General features: G+C 71.4%; 19 protein-coding genes. 4 read left to right on the top strand and 15 right to left on the bottom strand.

Annotated elements, in window-relative coordinates; all coding sequences use genetic code 11:
* Window positions 1-2: 2 nt before the first annotated feature.
* A complete protein-coding gene (locus tag QSK30_RS26115; RefSeq protein WP_285506673.1) occupies window positions 3-1,181 on the top strand; it encodes a PQQ-dependent sugar dehydrogenase in 1,179 nt (392 codons plus the stop codon).
* Window positions 1,182-1,614: 433 nt separating this feature from the next.
* On the opposite strand, the gene gatB is transcribed toward QSK30_RS26115, so the two are convergent.
* Genes gatB through gatC form a run of 4 tightly spaced genes read right to left on the bottom strand, consistent with a single transcriptional unit; the run spans window position 1,615 to window position 5,124 of the window.
* Window positions 1,615-3,120, bottom strand: coding sequence for an Asp-tRNA(Asn)/Glu-tRNA(Gln) amidotransferase subunit GatB (gene gatB, locus QSK30_RS26110; RefSeq protein ID WP_285506671.1), 1,506 nt, complete (start codon window positions 3,118-3,120; stop codon window positions 1,615-1,617).
* Complete coding sequence (locus QSK30_RS26105) at window positions 3,117-3,311, bottom strand: hypothetical protein (protein ID WP_285506669.1); 195 nt, start codon at window positions 3,309-3,311, stop codon at window positions 3,117-3,119. Before QSK30_RS26105 ends, gatB begins: the two co-directional genes overlap by 4 nt.
* Complete coding sequence (gatA, locus tag QSK30_RS26100) at window positions 3,311-4,828, bottom strand: Asp-tRNA(Asn)/Glu-tRNA(Gln) amidotransferase subunit GatA (RefSeq protein WP_285506668.1); 1,518 nt, start codon at window positions 4,826-4,828, stop codon at window positions 3,311-3,313. The genes QSK30_RS26105 and gatA overlap by 1 nt, the downstream gene beginning before the upstream one ends.
* Window positions 4,825-5,124: an Asp-tRNA(Asn)/Glu-tRNA(Gln) amidotransferase subunit GatC gene (gatC, locus tag QSK30_RS26095; protein ID WP_285506666.1), complete on the bottom strand. Its 300-nt coding sequence runs from the start codon at window positions 5,122-5,124 to the stop codon at window positions 4,825-4,827. The genes gatA and gatC overlap by 4 nt, the downstream gene beginning before the upstream one ends.
* Before the next feature lie 226 nt (window positions 5,125-5,350).
* Between gatC and QSK30_RS26090 the strand changes: the two genes are divergently transcribed.
* On the top strand, window positions 5,351-6,004 hold the full coding sequence (locus QSK30_RS26090; RefSeq protein ID WP_285506762.1) for an ACT domain-containing protein: 654 nt from the start codon (window positions 5,351-5,353) through the stop codon (window positions 6,002-6,004).
* A gap of 92 nt (window positions 6,005-6,096) precedes the next feature.
* Here the strand turns inward: QSK30_RS26090 and QSK30_RS26085 are convergent, their stop codons facing one another.
* The 7 genes from QSK30_RS26085 to QSK30_RS26055 all read right to left on the bottom strand — a co-directional run bounded on the left by QSK30_RS26085 (window position 6,097) and on the right by QSK30_RS26055 (window position 14,134).
* Window positions 6,097-6,822, bottom strand: a complete 726-nt coding sequence (locus QSK30_RS26085) for a 3-keto-5-aminohexanoate cleavage protein (RefSeq protein ID WP_285506664.1) — start codon at window positions 6,820-6,822, stop codon at window positions 6,097-6,099.
* An 88-nt stretch (window positions 6,823-6,910) separates the two neighbouring features.
* A complete protein-coding gene (locus QSK30_RS26080) occupies window positions 6,911-7,408 on the bottom strand; it encodes a GNAT family N-acetyltransferase (RefSeq protein ID WP_285506662.1) in 498 nt (165 codons plus the stop codon).
* A 309-nt stretch (window positions 7,409-7,717) separates the two neighbouring features.
* Window positions 7,718-10,045, bottom strand: coding sequence for an NAD-dependent DNA ligase LigA (gene ligA / locus QSK30_RS26075; RefSeq protein WP_285506760.1), 2,328 nt, complete (start codon window positions 10,043-10,045; stop codon window positions 7,718-7,720).
* 92 nt (window positions 10,046-10,137) lie between these two features.
* Entirely contained in the window at window positions 10,138-10,779 is a 642-nt protein-coding gene (locus tag QSK30_RS26070) for a hypothetical protein (protein ID WP_285506661.1), read from the bottom strand.
* Window positions 10,776-11,522, bottom strand: a complete 747-nt coding sequence (locus QSK30_RS26065; protein ID WP_285506659.1) for a succinate dehydrogenase/fumarate reductase iron-sulfur subunit — start codon at window positions 11,520-11,522, stop codon at window positions 10,776-10,778. Before QSK30_RS26065 ends, QSK30_RS26070 begins: the two co-directional genes overlap by 4 nt.
* Window positions 11,519-13,447: a fumarate reductase/succinate dehydrogenase flavoprotein subunit gene (locus QSK30_RS26060; protein ID WP_285506657.1), complete on the bottom strand. Its 1,929-nt coding sequence runs from the start codon at window positions 13,445-13,447 to the stop codon at window positions 11,519-11,521. The genes QSK30_RS26065 and QSK30_RS26060 overlap by 4 nt, the downstream gene beginning before the upstream one ends.
* Window positions 13,448-13,456: 9 nt before the next feature.
* Entirely contained in the window at window positions 13,457-14,134 is a 678-nt protein-coding gene (locus tag QSK30_RS26055; RefSeq protein ID WP_285506656.1) for a succinate dehydrogenase cytochrome b subunit, read from the bottom strand.
* Between the two features lie 125 nt (window positions 14,135-14,259).
* On the opposite strand from QSK30_RS26055, the gene QSK30_RS26050 reads away from it, so the two are divergent.
* The gene (locus tag QSK30_RS26050) at window positions 14,260-15,192 is read left to right on the top strand and encodes a LysR family transcriptional regulator (RefSeq protein WP_285506654.1); all 933 of its coding nucleotides are present in this window, start codon (window positions 14,260-14,262) and stop codon (window positions 15,190-15,192) included.
* Between the two features lie 92 nt (window positions 15,193-15,284).
* Here the strand turns inward: QSK30_RS26050 and QSK30_RS26045 are convergent, their stop codons facing one another.
* On the bottom strand, window positions 15,285-16,310 hold the full coding sequence (locus QSK30_RS26045) for a methionine synthase (RefSeq protein ID WP_285506653.1): 1,026 nt from the start codon (window positions 16,308-16,310) through the stop codon (window positions 15,285-15,287).
* Between the two features lie 181 nt (window positions 16,311-16,491).
* Between QSK30_RS26045 and QSK30_RS26040 the strand changes: the two genes are divergently transcribed.
* Window positions 16,492-17,382 (top strand): serine/threonine dehydratase, encoded by an 891-nt coding sequence (locus QSK30_RS26040; RefSeq protein WP_285506651.1) that lies wholly within the window; start codon window positions 16,492-16,494, stop codon window positions 17,380-17,382.
* Here QSK30_RS26040 and QSK30_RS26035 read toward each other — a convergent pair.
* From QSK30_RS26035 to QSK30_RS26025, 3 genes are read right to left on the bottom strand one after another with little or no spacing between them, the layout of a single operon-like run.
* Window positions 17,379-18,668 carry an ABC transporter permease gene (locus QSK30_RS26035; RefSeq protein ID WP_285506648.1) on the bottom strand — a complete coding sequence of 430 codons (1,290 nt, stop codon included), beginning with the start codon at window positions 18,666-18,668 and terminating at the stop codon, window positions 17,379-17,381. The two genes, QSK30_RS26040 and QSK30_RS26035, sit on opposite strands and share 4 nt — an antisense overlap.
* A complete protein-coding gene (locus tag QSK30_RS26030; RefSeq protein ID WP_285506647.1) occupies window positions 18,668-19,372 on the bottom strand; it encodes an ABC transporter ATP-binding protein in 705 nt (234 codons plus the stop codon). Before QSK30_RS26030 ends, QSK30_RS26035 begins: the two co-directional genes overlap by 1 nt.
* A complete protein-coding gene (locus tag QSK30_RS26025) occupies window positions 19,369-20,253 on the bottom strand; it encodes an efflux RND transporter periplasmic adaptor subunit (protein ID WP_285506644.1) in 885 nt (294 codons plus the stop codon). Before QSK30_RS26025 ends, QSK30_RS26030 begins: the two co-directional genes overlap by 4 nt.
* Between the last annotated feature and the right edge of the window lie 579 nt (window positions 20,254-20,832).

The raw sequence follows: 20,832 nt of genomic DNA, 5'->3' as shown, positions 1-20,832 counted from the left end.
CCATGTCAGTGACACCGCGCAGGCTCCGCGTGCTCGCGGCCCTGGCCGCGGTCGCGCTGGCGAGCGCCTGCGCCACCTTCGACGAGCAGCCCGCGCCGGAGAGCTGGCAGCCGAACGTGCCGCTGACCCCGCAGGCCGCACCGTCCCCGGACACCGGCGAGGGCGGCGCGAGCGGGGGCGGCCGGGAGAACCAGTCGGCCGCGCCGATCCCGCCGCCGGACGGCTGCACGGACTTCAACCCGGCCGTCCTGGGCACCTGCCTGGACACCGTGGTCGCGGTGGCCGCCCTCCCTGGCGACGGCTCCAACCCGACCGCCCTGGTCGGCGAGCGCAAGACCGGCCGCGTCCTGCTGGTGCGCAAGGGCAGCAAGCCCGCGGTCTTCGCCACCATCCCGGTCGACCCGGCGGGCGACGGCGGCCTGACCGGTCTCGCGCTGTCCCCCAACTACGCCGAGGACCAGCTGGTCTTCGCCTACGTGACGACGCCGACCGACAACCGCGTCGTGCGGATCGCCCCCAACGACTCGGCCAAGCCGGTGCTCACCGGCATCCCGCGCGGAGCCGTCGGTAACCGAGGTTCCCTCGCGCAGGACCACCGGGGCGCACTGCTGCTGGCCACCGGGAGCGCGGGCAGCGCGACGGCGGCCGACGACCCGGCGTCCCTGGCGGGCAAGGTCCTGCGGATCAACGGCGAGGGCAAAGCCGCCGACGGCAACCCGACCAAGGGCAACGCGATCATCGCCACCGGCCTGCAGTCCGTGGGCGGGATCTGCGCGACCCTGGACGGCTCGCAGACCTGGGTGACCGACCGGACCCCGGCGGCCGACCTGCTCTACCGCGTGACGCCGGGCAAGCCCCTCACGTCCCCGGCTTGGCGCTGGCCAGACCGGCCGGGGGCCTCGGGCTGCGCGGCCACCCCGCAGCTGGTGTGGGTCGCCATGTCGACGGCGGGACACCTGCAGAACCTGCCGCAGGCGCCGGACGGGAGCTTCACCGGCAAGCCGCAGATCGCGCTGGCGGCGCCGGACGGGTTCGGGAAGGTCGACGGGCTCGACCTGATGACGGACCAGATCGCGGTGGGGGGAACGGTGAACAAGGGATCGGGCAGCTCGGTGTCCAGTGATGACCGGGCGGTGGCGATCCTGGTTCAGCCGCAGGCTGGTGGCGGCAGCACGGACTGAGCTGCTCTTCTTGGCTGCCGTCGTTTGGTTGCCGTCGTTTGGTTGCCGTCTTCGTTGCGCGGGTCGCGAGTGTGAACTCTTGGGGGTTTGCTGCTTTCGTTGCCCGAGTTACAAGCGGGGCTCGATCTAGTGAACTCACTTCGCGCGGGGCCCCTAGAGCACCGCGGTGGCGAAAAAAGGGCGGGTGAAGGGCATTCCCCACCACCGGTCAAGTTTAGCGGTGCTCTCCCCCCACACGAAGCGAGTCCACTAGATCGAGCATCCGTAGCGGGACATGCGTTCCAGCGTGGTCGGCCTCACCGCTGCGGTTTGCTGGGGACGGGATTCGCTTGAGTGCCAGCGGAGACAGTCTTCTGCTGGAGTTGGTGGGCAATGGGAAGGGGCGGGTGTCACTGCCGCTTGTGGAGTGACACCCGCCCCTTTTCCTTTCCTGTCAAGCTCCGCAGCGCTCCAGGATCAACTCGCGGACGCGTTTGGCGTCTGCTTGGCCCTTGGTCGCCTTCATTACGGCGCCAACGATGGCGCCTGCGGCGGCGACCTTGCCCTCGCGGATCTTCTCCGCCACGTCCGGCTGCGAGGCCAGTGCCTCGTCCACTGCCGCGTACAAGGCGGAGTCGTCCGAGACGACCTTCAGGCCGCGCTTTTCGACGACCTCGTCGGGCTCGCCCTCGCCTGCCAGTACGCCGTCGACGACCTCGCGGGCGAGCTTGTTGGTCAGTGATCCGTCGGCGATCAGGCTGATCACGGCGGCCACCTGTGCCGGTGTGATCGGCAGGTCTGCCAGTTCGACGCCTCGGCTGTTGGCCGACTGGGAAAGGTAGGAGACCCACCAGGACCGGGCCTCAGCGGGGGTGGCGCCCGCGTCTACCGTCGCGGCGATCAGGTCGACCGCGCCGGCGTTGATGAGGTCGCGCAGTTCCAGGTCGGTCAGTGACCACTCGGCCTGGATGCGCTTGCGCCGTTGCTCGGGCATTTCCGGCAGGGTCGCGCGCAGTTCCTCCACCCACTCGCGGGTGGGCGCGATCGGGACCAGGTCGGGCTCCGGGAAGTACCGGTAGTCCTCCGAGGTCTCCTTGCGCCGTCCGGCGCGGGTGGTGCCGCCCGCCTCCTCGAAGTGGCGGGTTTCCTGGAGGATGCTGCCGCCGTCGACCAGGATGGCGGCCTGGCGGGTCATCTCGTGGCGGACCGCGCGTTCGACGCTGCGCAGCGAGTTGACGTTCTTGGTCTCGGTGCGGGTGCCGAACTCGGTGGCGTCCTTGGCCATCAGCGAGACGTTCGCGTCGCAGCGCAGTGAGCCCTGGTCCATTCGGACGTCGGAGACGTCGAGGGCCTTGAGCAGGTCGCGCAGTGTCGCCACGTAGGCGCGGGCCACCTCGGGGGCGCGGGCGCCGGTGCCCTCGATCGTCTTGGTGACGATCTCGATCAGCGGTACCCCGGCGCGGTTGTAGTCGAGCAGCGAGTGCTCGGCGCCGTGGATTCGGCCGGTGGCGCCGCCGACGTGCAGTGACTTGCCGGTGTCCTCCTCCATGTGGGCGCGCTCGATCTGGACGCGCACGACCTCGCCGTCGTCGAGGGTGACGTCGAGCCAGCCGTTGAAGGCGATCGGCTCGTCGTACTGGGAGGTCTGGAAGTTCTTCGGCATGTCCGGGTAGAAGTAGTTCTTGCGGGCGAACCGGCACCAGGTCGCGATCTCGCAGTTGAGCGCCAGGCCGATCCGGATGGCCGAGGCGACCGCGATCTCGTTGACCACCGGCAGCGCACCCGGCAGGCCGAGGCAGACCGGGCAGACCTGGGTGTTGGGCTCGGCGCCGAACCCGGTGGGGCAGCCGCAGAACATCTTGGTGTGGGTGTTCAGCTCGACGTGCACCTCGAGGCCGAGCACGGGGTCGAAGCGCTCGAGGACCTCGTCGTAGTCCATCAGCTCGACGGTGGCGCTCACTTGCCCCTCCGGAACGCGCGCACGGCGATGAGCACGCCGGTGATCGCCACGATGATGCTGCCGATCGCGTTGGCCAGGACCAGCTTGTCCTTGTCCTCGCGGGCGGTGGCCAGGCCGCGCGCCGCGCTGGTGGCGGCGGTGACCGAGCTGACGATGCCGAACGCGCCCTTGAACTTCTTGCTGCCGGCCATCAGTGGGCCACCTCCAGCTCGGGAACACGGTGGATGAGCGGACCGCCCTGCGCGGCGTCGCGCGCGGCCTCGTACGCCGCGGCCACCCGGTAGCCGCGGTGGTCCTGCAGTGCGGGGGACATGATCTGCAGCCCGACCGGCAGCCCGTCGTCCTCGGACAGTCCACACGGGACGCTGAGGGCGGCGTTGCCCGCCAGGTTCGACGGGATGGTGCACAGGTCGGCCTTGTACATCGCCATCGGGTCGTCGGCCCGCTCGCCGATCTTGAACGCGGTGGTCGGCGTGGTCGGCGAGACCAGCACGTCCACCTTGGCGAAGGCGGCCTCGAAGTCGCGCATGATCAGCGTGCGGACCTTCTGCGCCGAACCGTAGTAGGCGTCGTAGTAGCCCGCCGAGAGCGCGTAGGTGCCCAGGATGATGCGCCGCTTGACCTCGGCCCCGAAGCCCGCGGCCCGGGTCAGCGACATGACCTCCTCGGCGCTGTGCGTGCCGTCGTCGCCGATCCGCAGGCCGTAGCGCATCGCGTCGAAGCGGGCGAGGTTGGACGACGCCTCGCTCGGCGCGATCAGGTAGTACGCGGGCAGCGCGAGGTCGAAGCTCGGGCAGGAGACCTCGACGATCTCGGCACCCAGGTCGCGCAGCTGCGCCACCGCGGCGTCGAACGCGGCGGAGACGCCGGGCTGGTAGCCGTCACCGGCGAACTGGGTGACCACGCCGACCCGGACCCCGGAGAGGTCGCCGTTGGCGCCCTCGCGCGCGGCGGCCACCACCGGCGGCACGGGGGTGTCGATGGAGGTCGAGTCGAGCGGGTCGTGCCCGGCGATCACCTCGTGCAGCAGCGCGGCGTCGAGCACGGTGCGCGCGCACGGGCCCGCCTGGTCCAAAGAGGACGAGAAGGCGACCAGGCCGTAGCGCGAGACGGTGCCGTAGGTCGGCTTCACCCCGACCGTGCCGGTGACCGAGCCGGGCTGGCGGATCGAGCCGCCGGTGTCAGTACCGATCGCCAGCGGCGCCTCGAACGCGGCCAGCGCGGCCGAGGAGCCACCGCCGGAGCCGCCCGGGATCCGGTCGAGGTCCCACGGGTTGCGGGTGGGGCCGAACGCGGAGTTCTCGGTGGACGAGCCCATCGCGAACTCGTCCATGTTGGTCTTGCCGAGGATGACCACACCCGCGGCGAGCAGCCGCGTGGTCACCGTGGCGTCGTAGGGCGGCTGCCAGCCCTCGAGGGTCTTCGACCCGCAGGTCGTCGGCGCGCCCTGCATGGTGAGGACGTCCTTGAGCGCCAGCGGCACCCCGGCCAGCGGCGAGGCGGCCGGGCGGCCCGCGGCGACGTCCTCGTCGACGGCCTTGGCGGCCTGCAGCGCGCGCTCGGTGTCGACGTGCAGGAACGCGTGCACGGCCTGGTCGACCGCGCCGATCCGGTCCAGGTGCGCCTGGGCGACCTCGACCGCGGAGACCTCCCTGGCCTGGACCTTCGCGGCGATCTCGGCCGCGGTCAGCCGGATGATCTCGGTCATGCTTCCTCCCCGAGGATCCTCGGTACGCGGAACCGGCCGTCCTCGGCCGCGGGCGCGGCGGCGAGGGCCTGCTGCTGGGTGAGCCCGGGGCGGACGAGGTCGCGGCGGAAGACGTTGGTCAACGGCACCGCGTGCGAGGTCGGTGGGATGTCCTGGTCGGCCACCTGCCCGACCTGCGCCACGGCCTGCACGATCTGGTCGAGCTGGCCTGCGAACAGGTCCAACTCCGCTTCGGTGACGGCCAACCTGGCCAGTCGCGCGAGGTGGGCCACCTCGTCGCGGGAGATGCTGGGCACTCGACGAACCCCCGGGGTTCTCAGTGATGGGACCCCGCGAGTCTATTTCGCCCACCCCCGCGGCCCCGAACGGGTTGTTCCGCGGCCCCGGCGGTGCTAAACCGGTGCCCGATCCCGCGATTGCGACCAGGACGAACGGGCGGTACCTGGTCTGCGACAATCAACGGTCGGCGTAGCGCGCGGGCGACAAGGTTCCGCGCGGTGGCTAGTGCGGGAGGCGTTCGCCTTGTCGTTCCTGATCCGGGTCCAGCTCCCGGACAGCCCAGGGACCCTGGGGGCGGTCGCGACCGCCCTGGGGGCCATCGGCGCCGACATCCTCAGTGTCGACGTGGTCGAACGCGCGGGCGGGATCGCGATCGACGACCTGGTGGTCGAGCTCCCCGGCGGCAGGCTCCCCGACGTGCTGATCACCGCCGCCGAGTCGATCGCGGGCGTCGAGGTCGACGCGGTCCGGCCGTACGCGGGCGTGCTCGACACCCACCGCGAGCTGGAACTGGTGGAGGAGGTCGCGGCCGAACCGCTGGACGGGCTGAACATCTTCGCCGCGGGCGTCCCCAAGATCATCCGAGCGGGCTGGGCGCTGATCGTGGGCTCGGGCAGCGAGGGCTCGCACCGGCTCTCCGGCAGCACGGCGGCGCCGGACATCCAGACGCTCGACCTGCCGTGGATGCCGCTGGCCCGGGCGACGGTGCTGGACGGGGAGGAGTCGTGGGTCCCGGCCACCTGGCGCGAGCTGGGCACGGAGCTGGCGGCCACCCCGCTGGGCAAGCCGGACCGGGTCCTGCTGGTGGGTCGCCCCGGCGGCCCGATGTTCCGCGCCGCCGAGGTCGCCCGACTCGCGCACCTGGCCGGGATCGTCGCCGTCGTCCTCCCGGACTAGCCCACCCGGGTGGCGTGATCGACTCCGACGCCACCGGTGTCCGGGGTTCCCCGTTGACACCCCGAGGGTCTTGGCCGCGGGTCACGTTGGGCTCAGCGCGTGGCCGCGGCGCGGACCAGGGCGGTGTTGTCCGGGGCCCTGGTGCCGTCGGGTAGGTCCAGGGTGTCCTCCAGCCCGATGCGGGTCAGCAGGGCATGTCGGCGGGCGTGCTCGAGCACGGGCCACGCGGCGGGGCCCTCACCGTGCAGGAGGATCGGGGTGGTGGCCCAGTCCAGGGCACCAACCAAGGCTGCGGCCTCGACGACCGCGGTGATCGGGTCGGTGACCTGGACCTCGGCCAGTACTCGCACCGCGCCCGCCGGGACACCCGCGGCGCGCAGGGTCGCGGCGGCGGCGGTGTGGAAGACGCCGAGTTCGGTCCCGATGCCCACGGCGTGCAGGGCGGCACAGACCTCGAGCCAGCCGGGCTCGTGCACGTTGACCGAGGCGAAGTCCGGCTTCCCTGCGGCGAGCGCCACCCACTGCCGGACGTGCGCGACCCGGCGGACCGGGTCGGGCTCGATCCAGGCCCCGGTGGTCACCCCGATGGCCACGCCGGGTGCGGCGGCCCGGACAGCGGCGACGGTGCCCGCGAGTTCGGACCCCACGAGGGTCTCGGACCCGGTGGCGTCCCGCGGGTGCACGTGGACCGCGGTGACACCCAGTTCGGCGACCGCGACCACGGCCTCGACCAGTTGACCCGCGGTGATCGGGACGGCCGGGTGGTCGGAGACCGATCGCCCACCGTTGAGGCAAACCTGCACCGTTGTCGGTCGCATGGGACCAGCCTCCGCGCGGCCGGGGGAACGGGCAACACCGCGCAAGCCAGCGGACTCCGCGCGCGCACTGGTCGCGCCCCGGCCGGGCTCACAGGTCGAGGGCGAAGGCGATGAGCCGGACCTCGGGGCCGGGCTGCCAGTCGCGGGCGGGGAGGCGGGCGAAGCCCAAGCGCTCGTAGAGCTGGTGGGCCGGGGTCATCTCCACCGAGCTGCACAGCACGACCCGGTGCAGGGCGAGGTCGCGGGCTCGGGCGATGGCGGCCCGGACCAGTGACTCGCCCACGCCGCGACCGCGGGCCTCGGGGGTGACGGCGAGCATCCGGAACTCCAGCTCCCCGGCCCGCGAGATCTCCGCGAACGGCGTCCCGGGCAGCGCGAGGGTGACGGTGCCGAGCAACCCGCCCGCACCGTCCACGGCGACCAGGAGCTCAGCCGATCGGAACCGGGCGTCGGCGTCGGCGAGCACGGTGGCGTAGCCGGTGCCCGAGCCGGTGATGTAGCCGCCCGCCCGGTAGGCCTCGACGGTCAGCGCCCCGATCCGCCGCACCTCGTCCGACCGTGCCGGTCGCACTGTCGCGTCCGTCATCCCAGCCACGCTCGCCTCCGCGTCGTCGAGTCGTCCTCATCGCACCTTGCCCTGTCCGCTGTCCGATTCAACGAGGAACTACGGCCCGGGTCGCTGCCGGGTCAGTGCGCGCCGGCGCGCCGCGGGCAGGCGGGAGCGGTCGACGCGCAGGTCAACGGCACCGGCGTGCCCCGCAAAGCGGCCTTGGCGCGCGCACCGGACCGAGGTGGACAGCGGACGGTCCTATGGGGCAGCCACACCAACCGCGGCTCGCAGGTGGGCTAGACCAGTGCGCCAGCCGCACAGGCCCCGAGTCTCCGGGCTCCACAGCTAGTCGGTGGTGGTGGGCGCTTCCTCGGGCTCAGCGGCCGCCGCGGGGGCCTTCTTGGCGCGAGAACGCCGCTTCGGTGCCGCGGGGGCCGACTCGTCCGGCGCCGGAGCGGCGTCGGCTGGGTCTTCGACGCCGGTGTCGGCCGCTTTGGCGCGGGAGCGGCGCTTGGGCTTCTCGGCGTCCGGGGCGGGGGTTTCCTCGGCCGGGGCGTTCGGGTCGCCGATGGTGGCCAGCGGGGTGGCGGCCTCGGGGCCCTCGGTGAGCAGGACCCGGAAGCCGTCCTCGTCGAGGACCGGGACCTTGAGCTGGACCGCCTTGTCGTGCTTGGACCCGGGGGCGTCGCCGACCACCACGAACGCCGTCTTCTTCGACACCGACCCGGACGCCTTGCCGCCGCGGGCGATGATCGACTCCTTGGCCTCGTCGCGGGAGTAGGTGGTGAGGCTGCCGGTGACCACGATCGACATCCCCTCGAGCGTGCGCGGGGTGGACTCGTCGCGTTCGTCGACCATGCGGACGCCCGCGGCGCGCCACTTGGCGACCACGTCGCGGTGCCAGTCGACCTCGAACCACTCGCGCACGGCGGTGGCGATGGTGGGGCCGACGCCCTCGGCGTCGGCCAGCTCCTGCTCGTCGGCCCCGGCGATGGCCTCGATGGAGCCGAACTCGCGGGCCAGCGCCTGGGCCGCGGTCGGGCCGACGTGCCGGATGGACAGCCCGACCAGGACCTTCCACAGTGGACGGTCCTTGGCCGCGCCCAGGTTGGCCACCAGCTTGCGGGCGTTGGCCGAGAGCTCGCCCGCCTTGGTGCGGAACAGCTCCACCTCGGCCAGCCGGTCCTCGTCGAGGTCGAACACGTCGCCCTCGTCGACCACCGCCCCGGCGGCCAGCAGCGCCGCGGCCGCCTCGTAGCCGAGCACCTCGATGTCGAAGGCGCCGCGCCCGGCCAGGTGGAAGAGCCGCTCGCGCAGCTGCGCGGGGCAGGTGCGGGCGTTGGGGCAGCGGATGTCGGCGTCGCCCTCCTTCTCATAGCGCAGCTCGTGGCCGCACGCCGGGCACTGGGTGGGCATGACGAACTCGCGCGCGTCGGCGGGCCGGGCGTCGATCACCGGCCCGAGCACCTCGGGGATCACGTCGCCCGCCTTGCGGATGACCACCCGGTCACCGATCAGCACGCCCTTGCGCTTGACCTCGCTGGCGTTGTGCAGCGTGGCCATCTCCACCGTGGACCCGGCGACCTTGACCGGCTCCATCACCGCGTACGGGGTGACCCGGCCGGTGCGCCCGACGTTGACCTTGATGTCGAGCAGCGTGGTGGTGGCCTCCTCCGGCGGGTACTTGAACGCGATCGCCCAGCGCGGGGCCCGCGAGGTGCTGCCCAGCCTGCGCTGCAGGGCCACCTCGTCGACCTTGACCACCACGCCGTCGATCTCGTGCTGGGCGTCGTGCCGGTGCTCGCCCCAGTACTTGATGTGCTCGGCGAGCTCGTCCGCGGCGGTGAGCAGCCTGGTGTGCTCGGAGACCGGCAGCCCCCACGCCGCCAGCGCCCGGTAGGCCTCGGACTGCGACCTCGGCTCGAAGCCGACCCGCTTGCCCAGGCCGTGGCAGATCATCCGCAGCTTGCGGCTCGCGGTGACCTTGGGGTCCTTCTGCCGCAGCGAGCCCGCGGCGGTGTTGCGCGGGTTGGCGAACGGCGGCTTGCCCGCCTCGACCAGCCCGGCGTTGAGCTCGGCGAAGTCCTCGACCCGGAAGAACACCTCGCCGCGGACCTCGACCAGCTCGGGCACCGGGAACTGCGCGGTGCCGGTGAGCCGCTCGGGCACGTCGCGCATGGTGCGCACGTTGAGCGTGACGTCCTCGCCGGTGCGGCCGTCGCCGCGGGTGAGCGCCCGGGTGAGCCTGCCGTTCTCGTAGAGCAGGTTGATCGCCAGGCCGTCGATCTTGAGCTCGCACAGGTAGTGCGCGGCGTCGCCGACCTCCTTGACGACCCGGTCGACCCAGGCGCCGAGCTCGTCGAGGTCGAAGGAGTTGTCCAGGCTGAGCATGCGCTCGAGGTGGTCGACGGCGACGAACTCGGTGGCGAAGGTGCCGCCCACGCGCTGGCTGGGCGACTCCGGGGTGACCAGCGCCGGGTGCCGCCCCTCGATCGCCTCGAGCTCGCGCAGCAGGGTGTCGAACTCGCCGTCGGAGATCGTCGGCGAGTCGAGCACGTAGTAGCGGAACTGGTGGCCGAGCAGCTCCTCGGCGAGCCGGGCGTGCCGCTCCCGCTCGTCAGCGGGGATGTCCTCGACGCCCTCCACGGCGGCGGCGGGGTGCTCCGGCGGCAGGTTCTCGGCGTCCTTGGCGGCGTCGTCGGCAGCGGCCTGGTCAACTTCGGTCACCCGAGGAGAGTAGCGAGCCGGACCGACAACCACGCGGTTCAGCTGGTCAGCTTGTGGACGAGTTCGCGCAGCTCAAGCAGGTCGATGGCGCCCGCGGGCTCGGTCTCGGCGGTCTCCACCCGGCGCAGCCTGCGCCCGGCCAGCCGCTCACCCAGCGTGACGTCGAGCGGCAAGAAGGTCAGCGCTCGGCGGGCGGCGGGGTCGAGCTCGGCGAGCACCGGGTGGTGCACCGCGACGTCGACGACGCCCGCGTCGGGATCGACCTGGGCGTGCACGCGGACATCGGCCAGCGCGACCCGGTGCGGGCCGAGGTTGACCGTCACCAGCGTGGGGTCGGGGACCGGCGGGACCGAGTCGTGGAACTCCCACAACACGGTCTCCGGCGGAGCCGCCGACTTCCACGCGTCGGTGTAAGGGCGCAAGTCCGGGTCCTCTTGGCCGGAGACGACCAACGCGTAGACGGCACGGTTACCGCGTTCAAGAGAGAAGTGCAGATCCGGGTGCAGCTGAGCCACAAGATCGCACAGTTGGTTCTCCACCCGATGTGGCTCGCCTTCGCCGAGCGCGGCGGCGACCTCCGGCAACTGCTGGTGCCAAGAGGTCCAGAACCGCGCCGCTAGCTCGTCCGGCGAGGGTGCCTTAAGAGGCGGGCGTGGTGCTGTGCGGCGGAACCAGCTCATTGACCCATCATGGCGGCAGCGAGCACGTCGTGGTTGAGCCGGGAGATGGTTTCCAGCGGGATCCCCTTGGGGCACACCGCCGTGCACTCCCCGGTCAGCGTGCAGCCGCCGAAGCCCAGGTCGTCTTGCGCGCGGAGCATGTCCGCCGCCCGCGCGTGCCGTTCGGGCTGCCCCTGCGGAAGAACACCCAGGTGGGTGACCTTGGCGGCGGTGAACAACATCGACGAGCCGTTCGGGCAGGCGGCCACGCAGGCGCCGCAGCCGATGCAGGCGGCGGCCTCGAACGCGGTGTCCGCGACGGGCTTGGGCACCGGCACCGCGTGCGCGTCGGGGGCGGCGCCGGTGGGTGCGGAGATGTAGCCACCCGCCTCGATGACGCGGTCGAGGGCCGAGCGGTCGACGACGAGGTCGCGCACGACCGGGAAGGGCGCGGCCCGCCACGGTTCGACCACGATGGGCTTGGCCGGGTCGAAGTGGCGCATGTGCAGCTGGCAGGTCGTGGTGGCGCGCTCCGGACCGTGCGCGACGCCGTCGATCATCACCCCGCAAGCACCGCAGATACCTTCGCGGCAGTCGTGGTCGAAGGCGACCGGGGACTCGCCTTCGAGCAAGAGCCGTTCGTTGAGCACGTCGAGCATCTCCAAGAACGACATGTCCGCACTGATGTCGTCCACCGTGTACTCGACCAACTGCCCGCGCGAAGAGGGCCCGGACTGGCGCCACACGCGGAGGGTGTACCTCACTTGTAACTCCTCACACTTGGCCTTACGGAGTCGAACACGAGCTCTTCGTGGTGCAGGACAGGAGGCGAACCGACTCCAGCGAACTCCCACGCGGCAACGTAAGAGAACCGATCGTCGTCGCGGCGAGCGTCGCCGTCTGAGGTCTGGCTCTCCACGCGGAAGTGACCCCCGCAAGACTCTTCACGGTGTAGGGCGTCCAGGCACATCAGCTCGGCCAACTCGAAGAAGTCGGCTACCCGGCCTGCCTTCTCCAGCGCTTGGTTGAACTCCGAGCCCGCACCGGTGACCTTGATCCGTCGCCAGAACTCTTCGCGAAGAGCGGGGATCAGCTCAAGAGCCTTGCGCAACCCCTCTTCGGAACGCTCCATGCCGCACAGGTCCCACATGACCCTGCCGAGTTCACGGTGGAAAGACTCGGCTGTGCGGTCACCGTCAACCGCCAAGAGGGCAGCGATACCGGCGCGCACGTCGTCCTCGGCTTCAGCCACCTCGTCGGCGTCGACCGGACCGAACGGGCCGTCGGCCAGGTAGTCGCCGATGACCGCGGGCAGCACGAAGTACCCGTCGGCGAGTCCTTGCATCAGCGCGCTGGCACCCAGCCGGTTGGCACCGTGGTCGGAGAAGTTGGCCTCACCGATGACGAAGAGCCCGGGAATGGTGCTGCGCAGGTCGTAGTCGACCCATAGACCGCCCATCGTGTAGTGCACGGCGGGGTAGATGCGCATCGGGACCTCGTAAGGGTTCTCGTCGGTGATGCGCTGGTACATGTCGAAGAGGTTCCCGTAGCGCGCGGCGACGACGTCGCGGCCGAGCCTGCCGATCGCGTCGGCGAAGTCCAGGTAGACGCCCAGGCCACCGGGTCCGACGCCGCGCCCGGAATCGCACACCGCCTTAGCGGCGCGTGAGGCGATGTCGCGGGGCACGAGGTTGCCGAAGCTGGGGTAGAGGCGTTCCAGGTAGTAGTCGCGCTCGTCCTCGGGGATGTCTCCCGGCACGCGCTCATCCCCCGCTTGCACAGGGACCCAGACACGACCGTCGTTGCGGAGCGACTCGCTCATCAGCGTCAGCTTTGACTGGTGCGTGCCGCTGACCGGGATACAGGTGGGGTGAATCTGCGTGTAGCACGGGTTCGCGAAGAGGGCACCGCGGCGATGCGCGCGCCAGATGGCAGTCGTGTTGCACCCCTTGGCGTTGGTGGAGAGGTGGAAGACGTTCCCGTAGCCACCAGTCGCCAAGACCACAGCGTCAGCGAGGTGCGTCGTGATCTCACCGGTTACCAGGTCGCGCACGACGACACCGCGCGCACGCCCGTCAGAGACCACCAGATCAAGCATCTCGGTGCGCGGGTAAGAGCGGACGCTCCCAGCGTGGATCTGGCGCGCAAGCGCTTGATATGCGCCCAAGAGGAGCTGCTGACCAGTTTGTCCCCGCGCGTAGAAAGTGCGGGAGACCTGCGCGCCGCCGAACGACCGCGTGTCCAAGAGCCCGCCGTACTCGCGCGCGAACGGCACGCCCTGAGCAACGCACTGGTCGATGATCTGCGTACTCACCTCGGCCAATCGGTGCACGTTGGACTCGCGCGCGCGGAAGTCGCCGCCCTTGATGGTGTCGTGGAAGAGGCGGTGCACGCTGTCACCGTCGCCCGCGTAGTTCTTGGCCGCGTTGATGCCCCCTTGCGCGGCGATGCTGTGTGCGCGGCGCGGGCTGTCTTGGTAGCAGAAGGACAAGACGTTGTAACCGAGCTCGCCCAGCGTTGCCGCGGCGGAGCCCCCCGCGAGACCGGTGCCGACCACCGCGACGGTGAGCCTTCGCCGGTTGGCCGGGTTGACCAGGCGCGCGGTGAACCGGCGTTGTTCCCACCGGCTCTCGATCGGGCCGTCGGGGGTGCGGGTGTCGGCGATCGGGTCGCCTTCGGTGAAGAGCACTGGGTTACCTCACTGGTCCGAGACAAGTCCGAAGAGGACGGCGTAGGGCACGGACAAGAAGCCCACGGTTATCGCTACCGACACGACAAGAGCGGCCGTCTTGACCGCGGCCGCACGTCTCGCACTGCCCAGACCAAGGCTGCGCAAGGCGCTCCAGATGCCGTGCCGGAGGTGGAAACCGAGCGCGACCACCGCGACGGTGTAGGCCAGCACGACGTACCAGTGCTGGAAGTCGGCCACCACGTTGGCGTGGATCTCGCCTTCGACGCCGTGCGGGTTGAGCACCCCGGCGGTCAGGTCGAGCACGTGGTAGACCACGAACAGGGCGACGATCACCCCACCCCAGCGCATGGTTCGAGCGGCGTACGACCCGTTCACTTTGGGTCGTGTCGCGTAAGAGACCGGACGCGCGCGTTTGGCGCGGCGGGCCAGTTGGACGGCGGCGGTCATGTGGAGGATCACGGACAGCGAGAGGACGGCGCGGATCACCCAGACGAGACCGCCGTAACCGAGTACGGGTGCGAGGAACTCGCGCAGGAAGACCCCGTAGCCGTCGATGGACTCCCGCCCCGCGAAGACCTTCAGGTTGCCTGCCATGTGCGCGACGACGTAGAGGAGCAGCACTCCGCCGGTGACGGCCATCACTGCTTTCTTGCCCACGGTGGACGCCCACAACCGTCCGGCCACCGTACGGGGAAACCGTTGTGGCGCTGAGGCTTTCGGCGCCGTGGTCACTGCCATACCGCCACGCTAGGAGCGCGTGCGACAAGTCGTCCAATACATGAATCAGCTCGACTCGATAGCCTGTGGCTATGACGCTCCAGCAGCTCGTGTACTTCCTGGCAGTGGCCGACACCCGGCACTTCACCCGGGCGGCGCAGCGGGCGCGTGTGGCGCAGCCCTCACTGAGCAAGCAGATCCACAGCCTGGAGACCGAGCTGGGCGCCCCGCTGTTCACCCGGGCCCGCGGCAACGTCGCGCTCACCGCCGCGGGTGAGGCCCTGCTCCCGGTGGCCAGGCGCATCCTGTCTGATGTGGACACCGCGCGGCTGGAGGTGGCGGAGCTGGTCGGCTTGCGCCGGGGCCGGATCCGGCTGGGCGCGACACCGAGCGTGTGCGTGGGTGTGCTGGCCGACGTGCTGCGCCGGTTCCACGACCGGCACCCCGGCGTGCGGCTGCTGGTCGAGGAGAGCGGCTCGCGCGATCTGACCGAGGCGCTGCTCGGCGGGGACCTCGACCTGGCGCTGCTGATCGTGCCCCCGCAGGGGATCGAACCCGCGCTGACCATGACGCCGGTGCTGCGCGAGCAGCTGATGGTGGCCTCGTCGGTGGACCTGCCCGCGCTGTCCGAGCGCGCCACCGTGCGGCTCGAGGCGCTGCGCGACCAGCCGATGGTGATGTTCCGGCAGGGCTACGACCTGCGCGAGACCACGCTGCACGCGTGCCGGGCCGCTGGGTTCGAACCCACGCTCGCGGTGGAGGGCGGGGAGATGGACGCGGTGCTGCGCTTCGTCGAGGCCGGGCTGGGGGTGGCGGTGGTGCCCAGCCTGGTGCTGCCGGGGCGGCCGAGGCTGCGGGCGACCCCGCTGGCCGGGCCCAGCATCCGGCGGACCATCGCGCTGGCGCACCGCACCGACGCACCGCCCACGGCTGCGGCGCGCGCGTTCCGGTCGACCTTGCTCGAGCACATCGACGGGCTCGTGGCCGCCGACGCCCTACCCGCGGGCGTCGAACCACTGCGCTGACGGTCGCGCGACAGGGGGATGTTGCCGTGCTTCTTCGGCGGCAAGACCTCGCGCTTGTCGGGCGAGCGCGGGTGGGACGGCGGGATGACCGACTACCAGGACTCCGGCGGTTCCACGAAGGCCTTGGCCACGTCCCGGGTGAGGGCCATCGCGCGGCGCGCCCACTTCGGTGTCGCGCCCGCCAAGCCGCAGGTGGGGGTGGCGACCGCGCGCTCGGCGAGGATGGACCGCGCGAAGCCGAGCCGGTCGACCAGCCGCAGCGCGGGTTCGGCGGCGGAGCGCACGGTGACCGGTTCGCGCGGGTCCGTGCTGGGGACGACGCCGAGGAAGAGCGCGACGCCCGAGTCCCACGCCTCGCCGATCTGGTCGTAGAGCTTGGCGTCGAGCAGGCTCACGTCGAGCGCCATCGCCCCGGCACCCGCTTGGTGCAGGAGCGCGATGGGCGGCTGGGGTGCGCAGCAGTGGACGATCACCGGGTGACCGGTGGCGGCCTTCGCGGCGTCGACCAGCGTGGCCAGCAGATCGCGCGCGTCCGGCTCGGTGACCGCGGGCACCATCCCGAACCCGGACGGGGTGGGCAGCATGCCCGCGAGCACCGTCGGCAGGCTCGGCTCGTCCAACTGCACGACCACCTCGGTCCCGGTGCGCCTGCGCACTTCAGCGACGTGCCGGGTCAGCCCTTCGGCCAGCGACTCGGCGAACTCCCGCAACGCGCCCCGGTCGGTGAGGACCCGGTGGCCGCGGGGCAGTTCGATGCCGGAGGCCAGCGTCCACGGGCCGGCGAGCTGCAGCTTGAGCACCGGCGGCTTGCCGGTCCGCTCGACGACCTCTTCGATCGCGTCGAGGTCGCGGCGGATCAGGTCGCTCGCCCGCCGGTGGTCCAACCCCGGCCGCGCGGTGACGCGGTAGCCGGACGGGACGAACTCCACGGCGAGATCGACCAGGAGGGCGGCGGTCCGCCCGACGATGTCCGCCCCCAACCCGCGCGCGGGCAGCTCGGGCAGGTGCGGCAGGTCGGGGAACTCCCCGAACACGGTGGTGGCGGCCTCGACGGCGTCGGTCCCGGGCAGCGAACCGATACCGGTGCCGACACCGGCAGCCCATGGTGCGGTGGTCACCACCCCAGTCTGGTCGATGCCCTGTGGACAACCCACGCCGAGCCCCCGATTCCGTCAGTCCCCTCTGGAAGAATTGAATTCGGGGGTCCCCCTCGCGGGTCTGGGCGGAATACGCGGACGCGGCAGTGGGCGATTCACAGCTGGGCGGGACCGCCGCACCGAGGTGGTTAGCATCGGGGGCGTGGACCACGCCGATGTCACCGCCGCCGCAGGTCGGATCGCGCCCTATGCCCGTCGGACGCCTGTCCTGCGGGCCGAGATCGATGGGCGGCCGGTCGTGCTCAAGCTCGAGCACCTGCAGCGCACCGGGTCGTTCAAGTTCCGCGGAGCACTCAACGCCCTGCTCGGGGGTGGCCGGCCGACGCACGTGGTGACCGCGTCCGGAGGGAACCACGGGTTGGCGGTGGCCACGGCGGCCCATCTGCTGGGGTTGGCCGCGACGGTGTTCGTGCCGGAGGGGGCGCCCGAGGCCAAGACCCGCCGGATCGAGGCGGTCGGGGCGAAGCTGGTGCGGTTGGGGTCGGTGTACGCCGAGACCGCGAGGGCGGCCGCCACTGAGGCCGACGAGACGGGGGCCTTCTTCCTCCCCGCGTACGACCACCCGCTTGTCATTGCGGGGCAAGGCACCTGTGCCGCGGAAGCCGTGGCGGACGCGCCGGAGGTCGACTCGCTTGTGGTCGCGGTCGGCGGTGGTGGTCTTGCGGCAGGAACAGTCCTCGGCGGCGGTAGGCCTGTCGTGGTCGTCGAACCCGAGGACTGTCGGGCCATGTATGACGCGCTCGCCGCCGGTAAGCCTGTCGACTCTGCCGTGGGTTCGGTAGCGGCCTCGGCGTTGGGGGCTACCCGCGTAGGAGAGTTGCCCTTCACGACGGTGCAAGAGGCCCGAGCACTGCCGGTACTGGTGAGTGACAAGGAAATCCTCGCCGCGCGCGACCGGTTGTGGGACGAGTTCCGGCTCGCGGTCGAGCCCGCCGCCGCGGTCCCGTTCGCGGCGTGGCTCGCCGGGCGGGTGCCCGGCGAGCTCGCCTGCCTCATCATCTGCGGCGCGAACAGCGATTGGATGCCAGCTTAGGCGCGCATCACCGTCGCGATCGGGATCCGCGCGGCCCGGATGGCGGGCAGCAGACCACCGAGGACACCAGCCACCACGCCCGCGATCACCCCGGCGACACCCGCCTGCCAGGGGAACGCCACGTTCTGCAGCATGGGTTCGCGGGCGCCGAACAGCCTGCTCGCCATCTCCAGGCCGACGACGCCCGCGCCGACCGCCGCCGCCGCGGTGAGCAGGCCGATGATCAGCGTCTCGGCCAGCACGATCCCCGCGAGCAGCAGCCGCGGCGTGCCGACGGCCCGGCGCAGCGCGAACTCCTCGACGCGTTCGCCGACCGTGGCCAGGCCGACGTTGAGGATCCCGGCGACGCCGATCAGCAGCACCAGGGCCGCCATCCCGAGGAAGATCATCCGCATCAGGTCGAGCTGGCCGCCGATGTGCTCGCGGGAGTCGGCGACCCGGCGGTAGATGTCGCCCTGCATCCCGGCCGCGGACAGCCTGGCCTCCAGCGTCTGCACGAGGCGCTCGCTGGAGGGCCAGTAGGACAGCTCGACCGAGCTGTTCTGGTTGCTCGTCGCGGGCTGCCAGTTGGCCAGCTCGTCAGCGCGCACGTAGGCCGCGGGAGCCTGGCCGCCGTCGTTGACCACGCCGACGATCCGGGGCGTCGCGTGTGTCCGCGAGTCGCCGACGCGCATCTCGGCGGGCACGCGGTAGCGCTCGAAGGCCTTGGCGGCCGCCCGGTTCAGCACGAGCGACGGCGCGAGCGAGGGCTCACCACCGAACTCGAGCCACCGCCCCGACTCGAGCTGCAGCGGGCGGATCGGGCGGATGTCCCCACCGAGTCCGGTGAGCCGCATCTCGACCGCCTGTCCAGGGGGCCGCGTGGCGTCCTCGGTCGGCCTGCACCCCCGGTTGTCGCAGATCATCGAGCCGCCCGAGGAGTACATGTCCGTCTGGTCGATCGGCGAACCGCCCGGGTTGACCGGTTTCACGTCGGGCTCGCCGACGATCGCCTGGACCGACGTGGCGGCGACCACGTCGGACTGCCCGCGCAGGGTCTCCTCGATGATCTCCGAGCTGCCCTCGAAGGACTGCAGGTAGGCCGTGACGCTGCCGTCCTTGCCCTGCGTCAGCTCGATGTCGGAGAGCAGCGCGCGGTTGGCGATCTCGGCGCCCGCCTGCACGGTCACCACCGCCAGCACGCCGAGGAACAGGCTCAGCATCGACAGGAAGGTGCGCAGCTTGCGCGCCCGGATGCCCTGGCCACCGATGACCAGGGCCGAGCGGAACCGACCGGAGAGCGCCATCACCGAAGCACCCCCTGCTGCCGTTCCTGGACCAGGACGCCGTCGGCGAGCCGGACGACGCGCTGCATCCGGTTGGCGTGGGCGTGGTCGTGGGTGACCAGGATGAGCCCGCAGCCCCGGTCGGTCGCCGCGTGCAGCACGTCGATCACGAGCGCGCCGGTCTCGGTGTCCAGCGCGCCGGTCGGCTCGTCGGCCAGCAGCACCCGCGGCTCGCGGACCAAGGCCCGGGCGATCGCGACGCGCTGCTGCTCACCGCCGGAGAGCCGTTGCGGCTTCTGCTTGGCCAGGTGGGCGATGCCGACCTGCTCCAGCGCCGCCATCACCTTGTCCCGCCGCTTGCGCCTGGCGTGCCAGCCCTGGCCGTTGACCAGGGCCATGGCCACGTTCTGCATCGCGCTCAGGTGCTTGAGCAGGAAGAACCGCTGGAAGACGAACCCGAACTCGGTGCTGCGCAACCGCGCCGCGCGCCGCTCGGGCACCCGGCTGATGTCGTCACCGTGCAGCAGGTACTGCCCGCCGTCGGGCCGGTCGAACAACCCGATGACGCTGAGCATGGTGCTCTTGCCCGAACCGGACCGGCCGAGGATCGCCACGCTCTCCCCCGCGCGCACCGTCAGGTCCACACCGGACAGGATCGGCCGCGGCTCGCCCTGCCCCTTCAACGTCTTGGTCAGCCCGGTGAGCTGGATCAGCGGTGTGCTCACGGGCCCTTGCCCCCGGACGGGTCCTGCGGTGCGGGCGGCAGGTTCGGCCCCGGCACCGCCAGGGTCTCGGTGCCCAGCAGCCCAGACCGGATCTCGACAACCTTGCCGTCGGTCAGCCCGAGCACGACGTCCTTGGTCTGGCGGACACCGTCCGGGCCGAGCACGTCGACCTTTCCGGCGCCCTGCTTGCCCGCGACCGCCTCGACCGGGGCGACGAGAGCGCCCTTGACCTGCGCGGTGATGACCTCCAGGGTGACCGCGGCCCCGTTGATCAGCTTGACCTCACCGGGCGCGGTGCACACCAGCCGCAACCCAGTGGCCTCCGACGGGGTGCGGGTGTCGGCGGGCGTGGTCGGCACGGCCACCGGCGGCGTCACCGGGGCCGACGGATCGCCCGGGCTCGGCGCGACAGGCGCGGCGGGCGGCGGCGGTGCCGGGATGGTGCCCGGCGGCAGCGCGGCGACGGTGCCCAGGACGGCGCAGTCGAACGGACCGGGCCCGTTCTTGATCTGCGCGCGCACCGTGGCAGGCCCGTCGGCCAGCGTGTACGCCTGCGCCCCGTCGATCTCGGCGACGATGCCGTAGCCGCCGTACTTCGCCGACACCACAGGCATCCCGGCGGTGACCGAGGCCCGGTCGTCGACGAGCCGGCCGGAGAACGTGGAGCCAGCAGGCACCTCGAGGTGCGTCGGCTTGCCGGCCGCCCACACCGCACCAACCCGGGTCGGCTTGGTGGGTGTGCCCTTCTGGTCCTTGACCTCCAGGTAGCGGATCTGGCCGTCCACCGGGGCGACCAGACCGAAGATCGGGTTGAGCATCACCTTGCCGTTGATGCTGACCTTGTTGCTCAGGTCCTGCCGGGTCAGCGCAGTGCTGGTCATGGTGGTCCCGCGCTCGGCAAGCCCGGGCACGGACGGGGTGGACGACGCGGTCGTGCACCCCGCCACCGAAGCGGCCGCCACAAACGTGGCGAGGAGTAGACGTGGGTTCACCGGTACCCCCAAAAGTCGACGTGTGAACCGGTACCACCGCGACTATACCCATGGTGAATAGTGATGTTGACCGGGGTCACACACCCAACCCGACCTGGCACTGCTACACCGAGTGAAGGAAGGCACGCAGACAGCGACCTGACGGACCCCCACCACACGTCTCACCGAGAAAGACGCGCCGGAACACCATCGGTTGCACTGGCCCACGCAGGCACTCGCTGGCACGCAACAGGATCCCCAGCCCGCTGGTACCGCAGCAGGTAGGCCGACCCGCTGCCACGCAAGCGAATCCCATCCCCAGCAAACCGCAGCAGATAGGCCGACCACGCTGGAACGCAACACCCGCTACGAATGCTCGATCTAGTGGACTCGCTTCGTGTGGGGGAGGAGTACCGCTAAACTTGCCGGTGGTGGGGAATGCCCTTCACCCGCCCTTTTTTCACCACCGCGGTGCTCTAGGGGCCCCGC

Origin of the sequence: Actinokineospora sp. NBRC 105648 (genome assembly GCF_030269645.1) — a bacterium.
Classification (GTDB): domain Bacteria; phylum Actinomycetota; class Actinomycetes; order Mycobacteriales; family Pseudonocardiaceae; genus Actinokineospora.
This window is presented reverse-complemented; position numbering and strand designations above follow the sequence as displayed.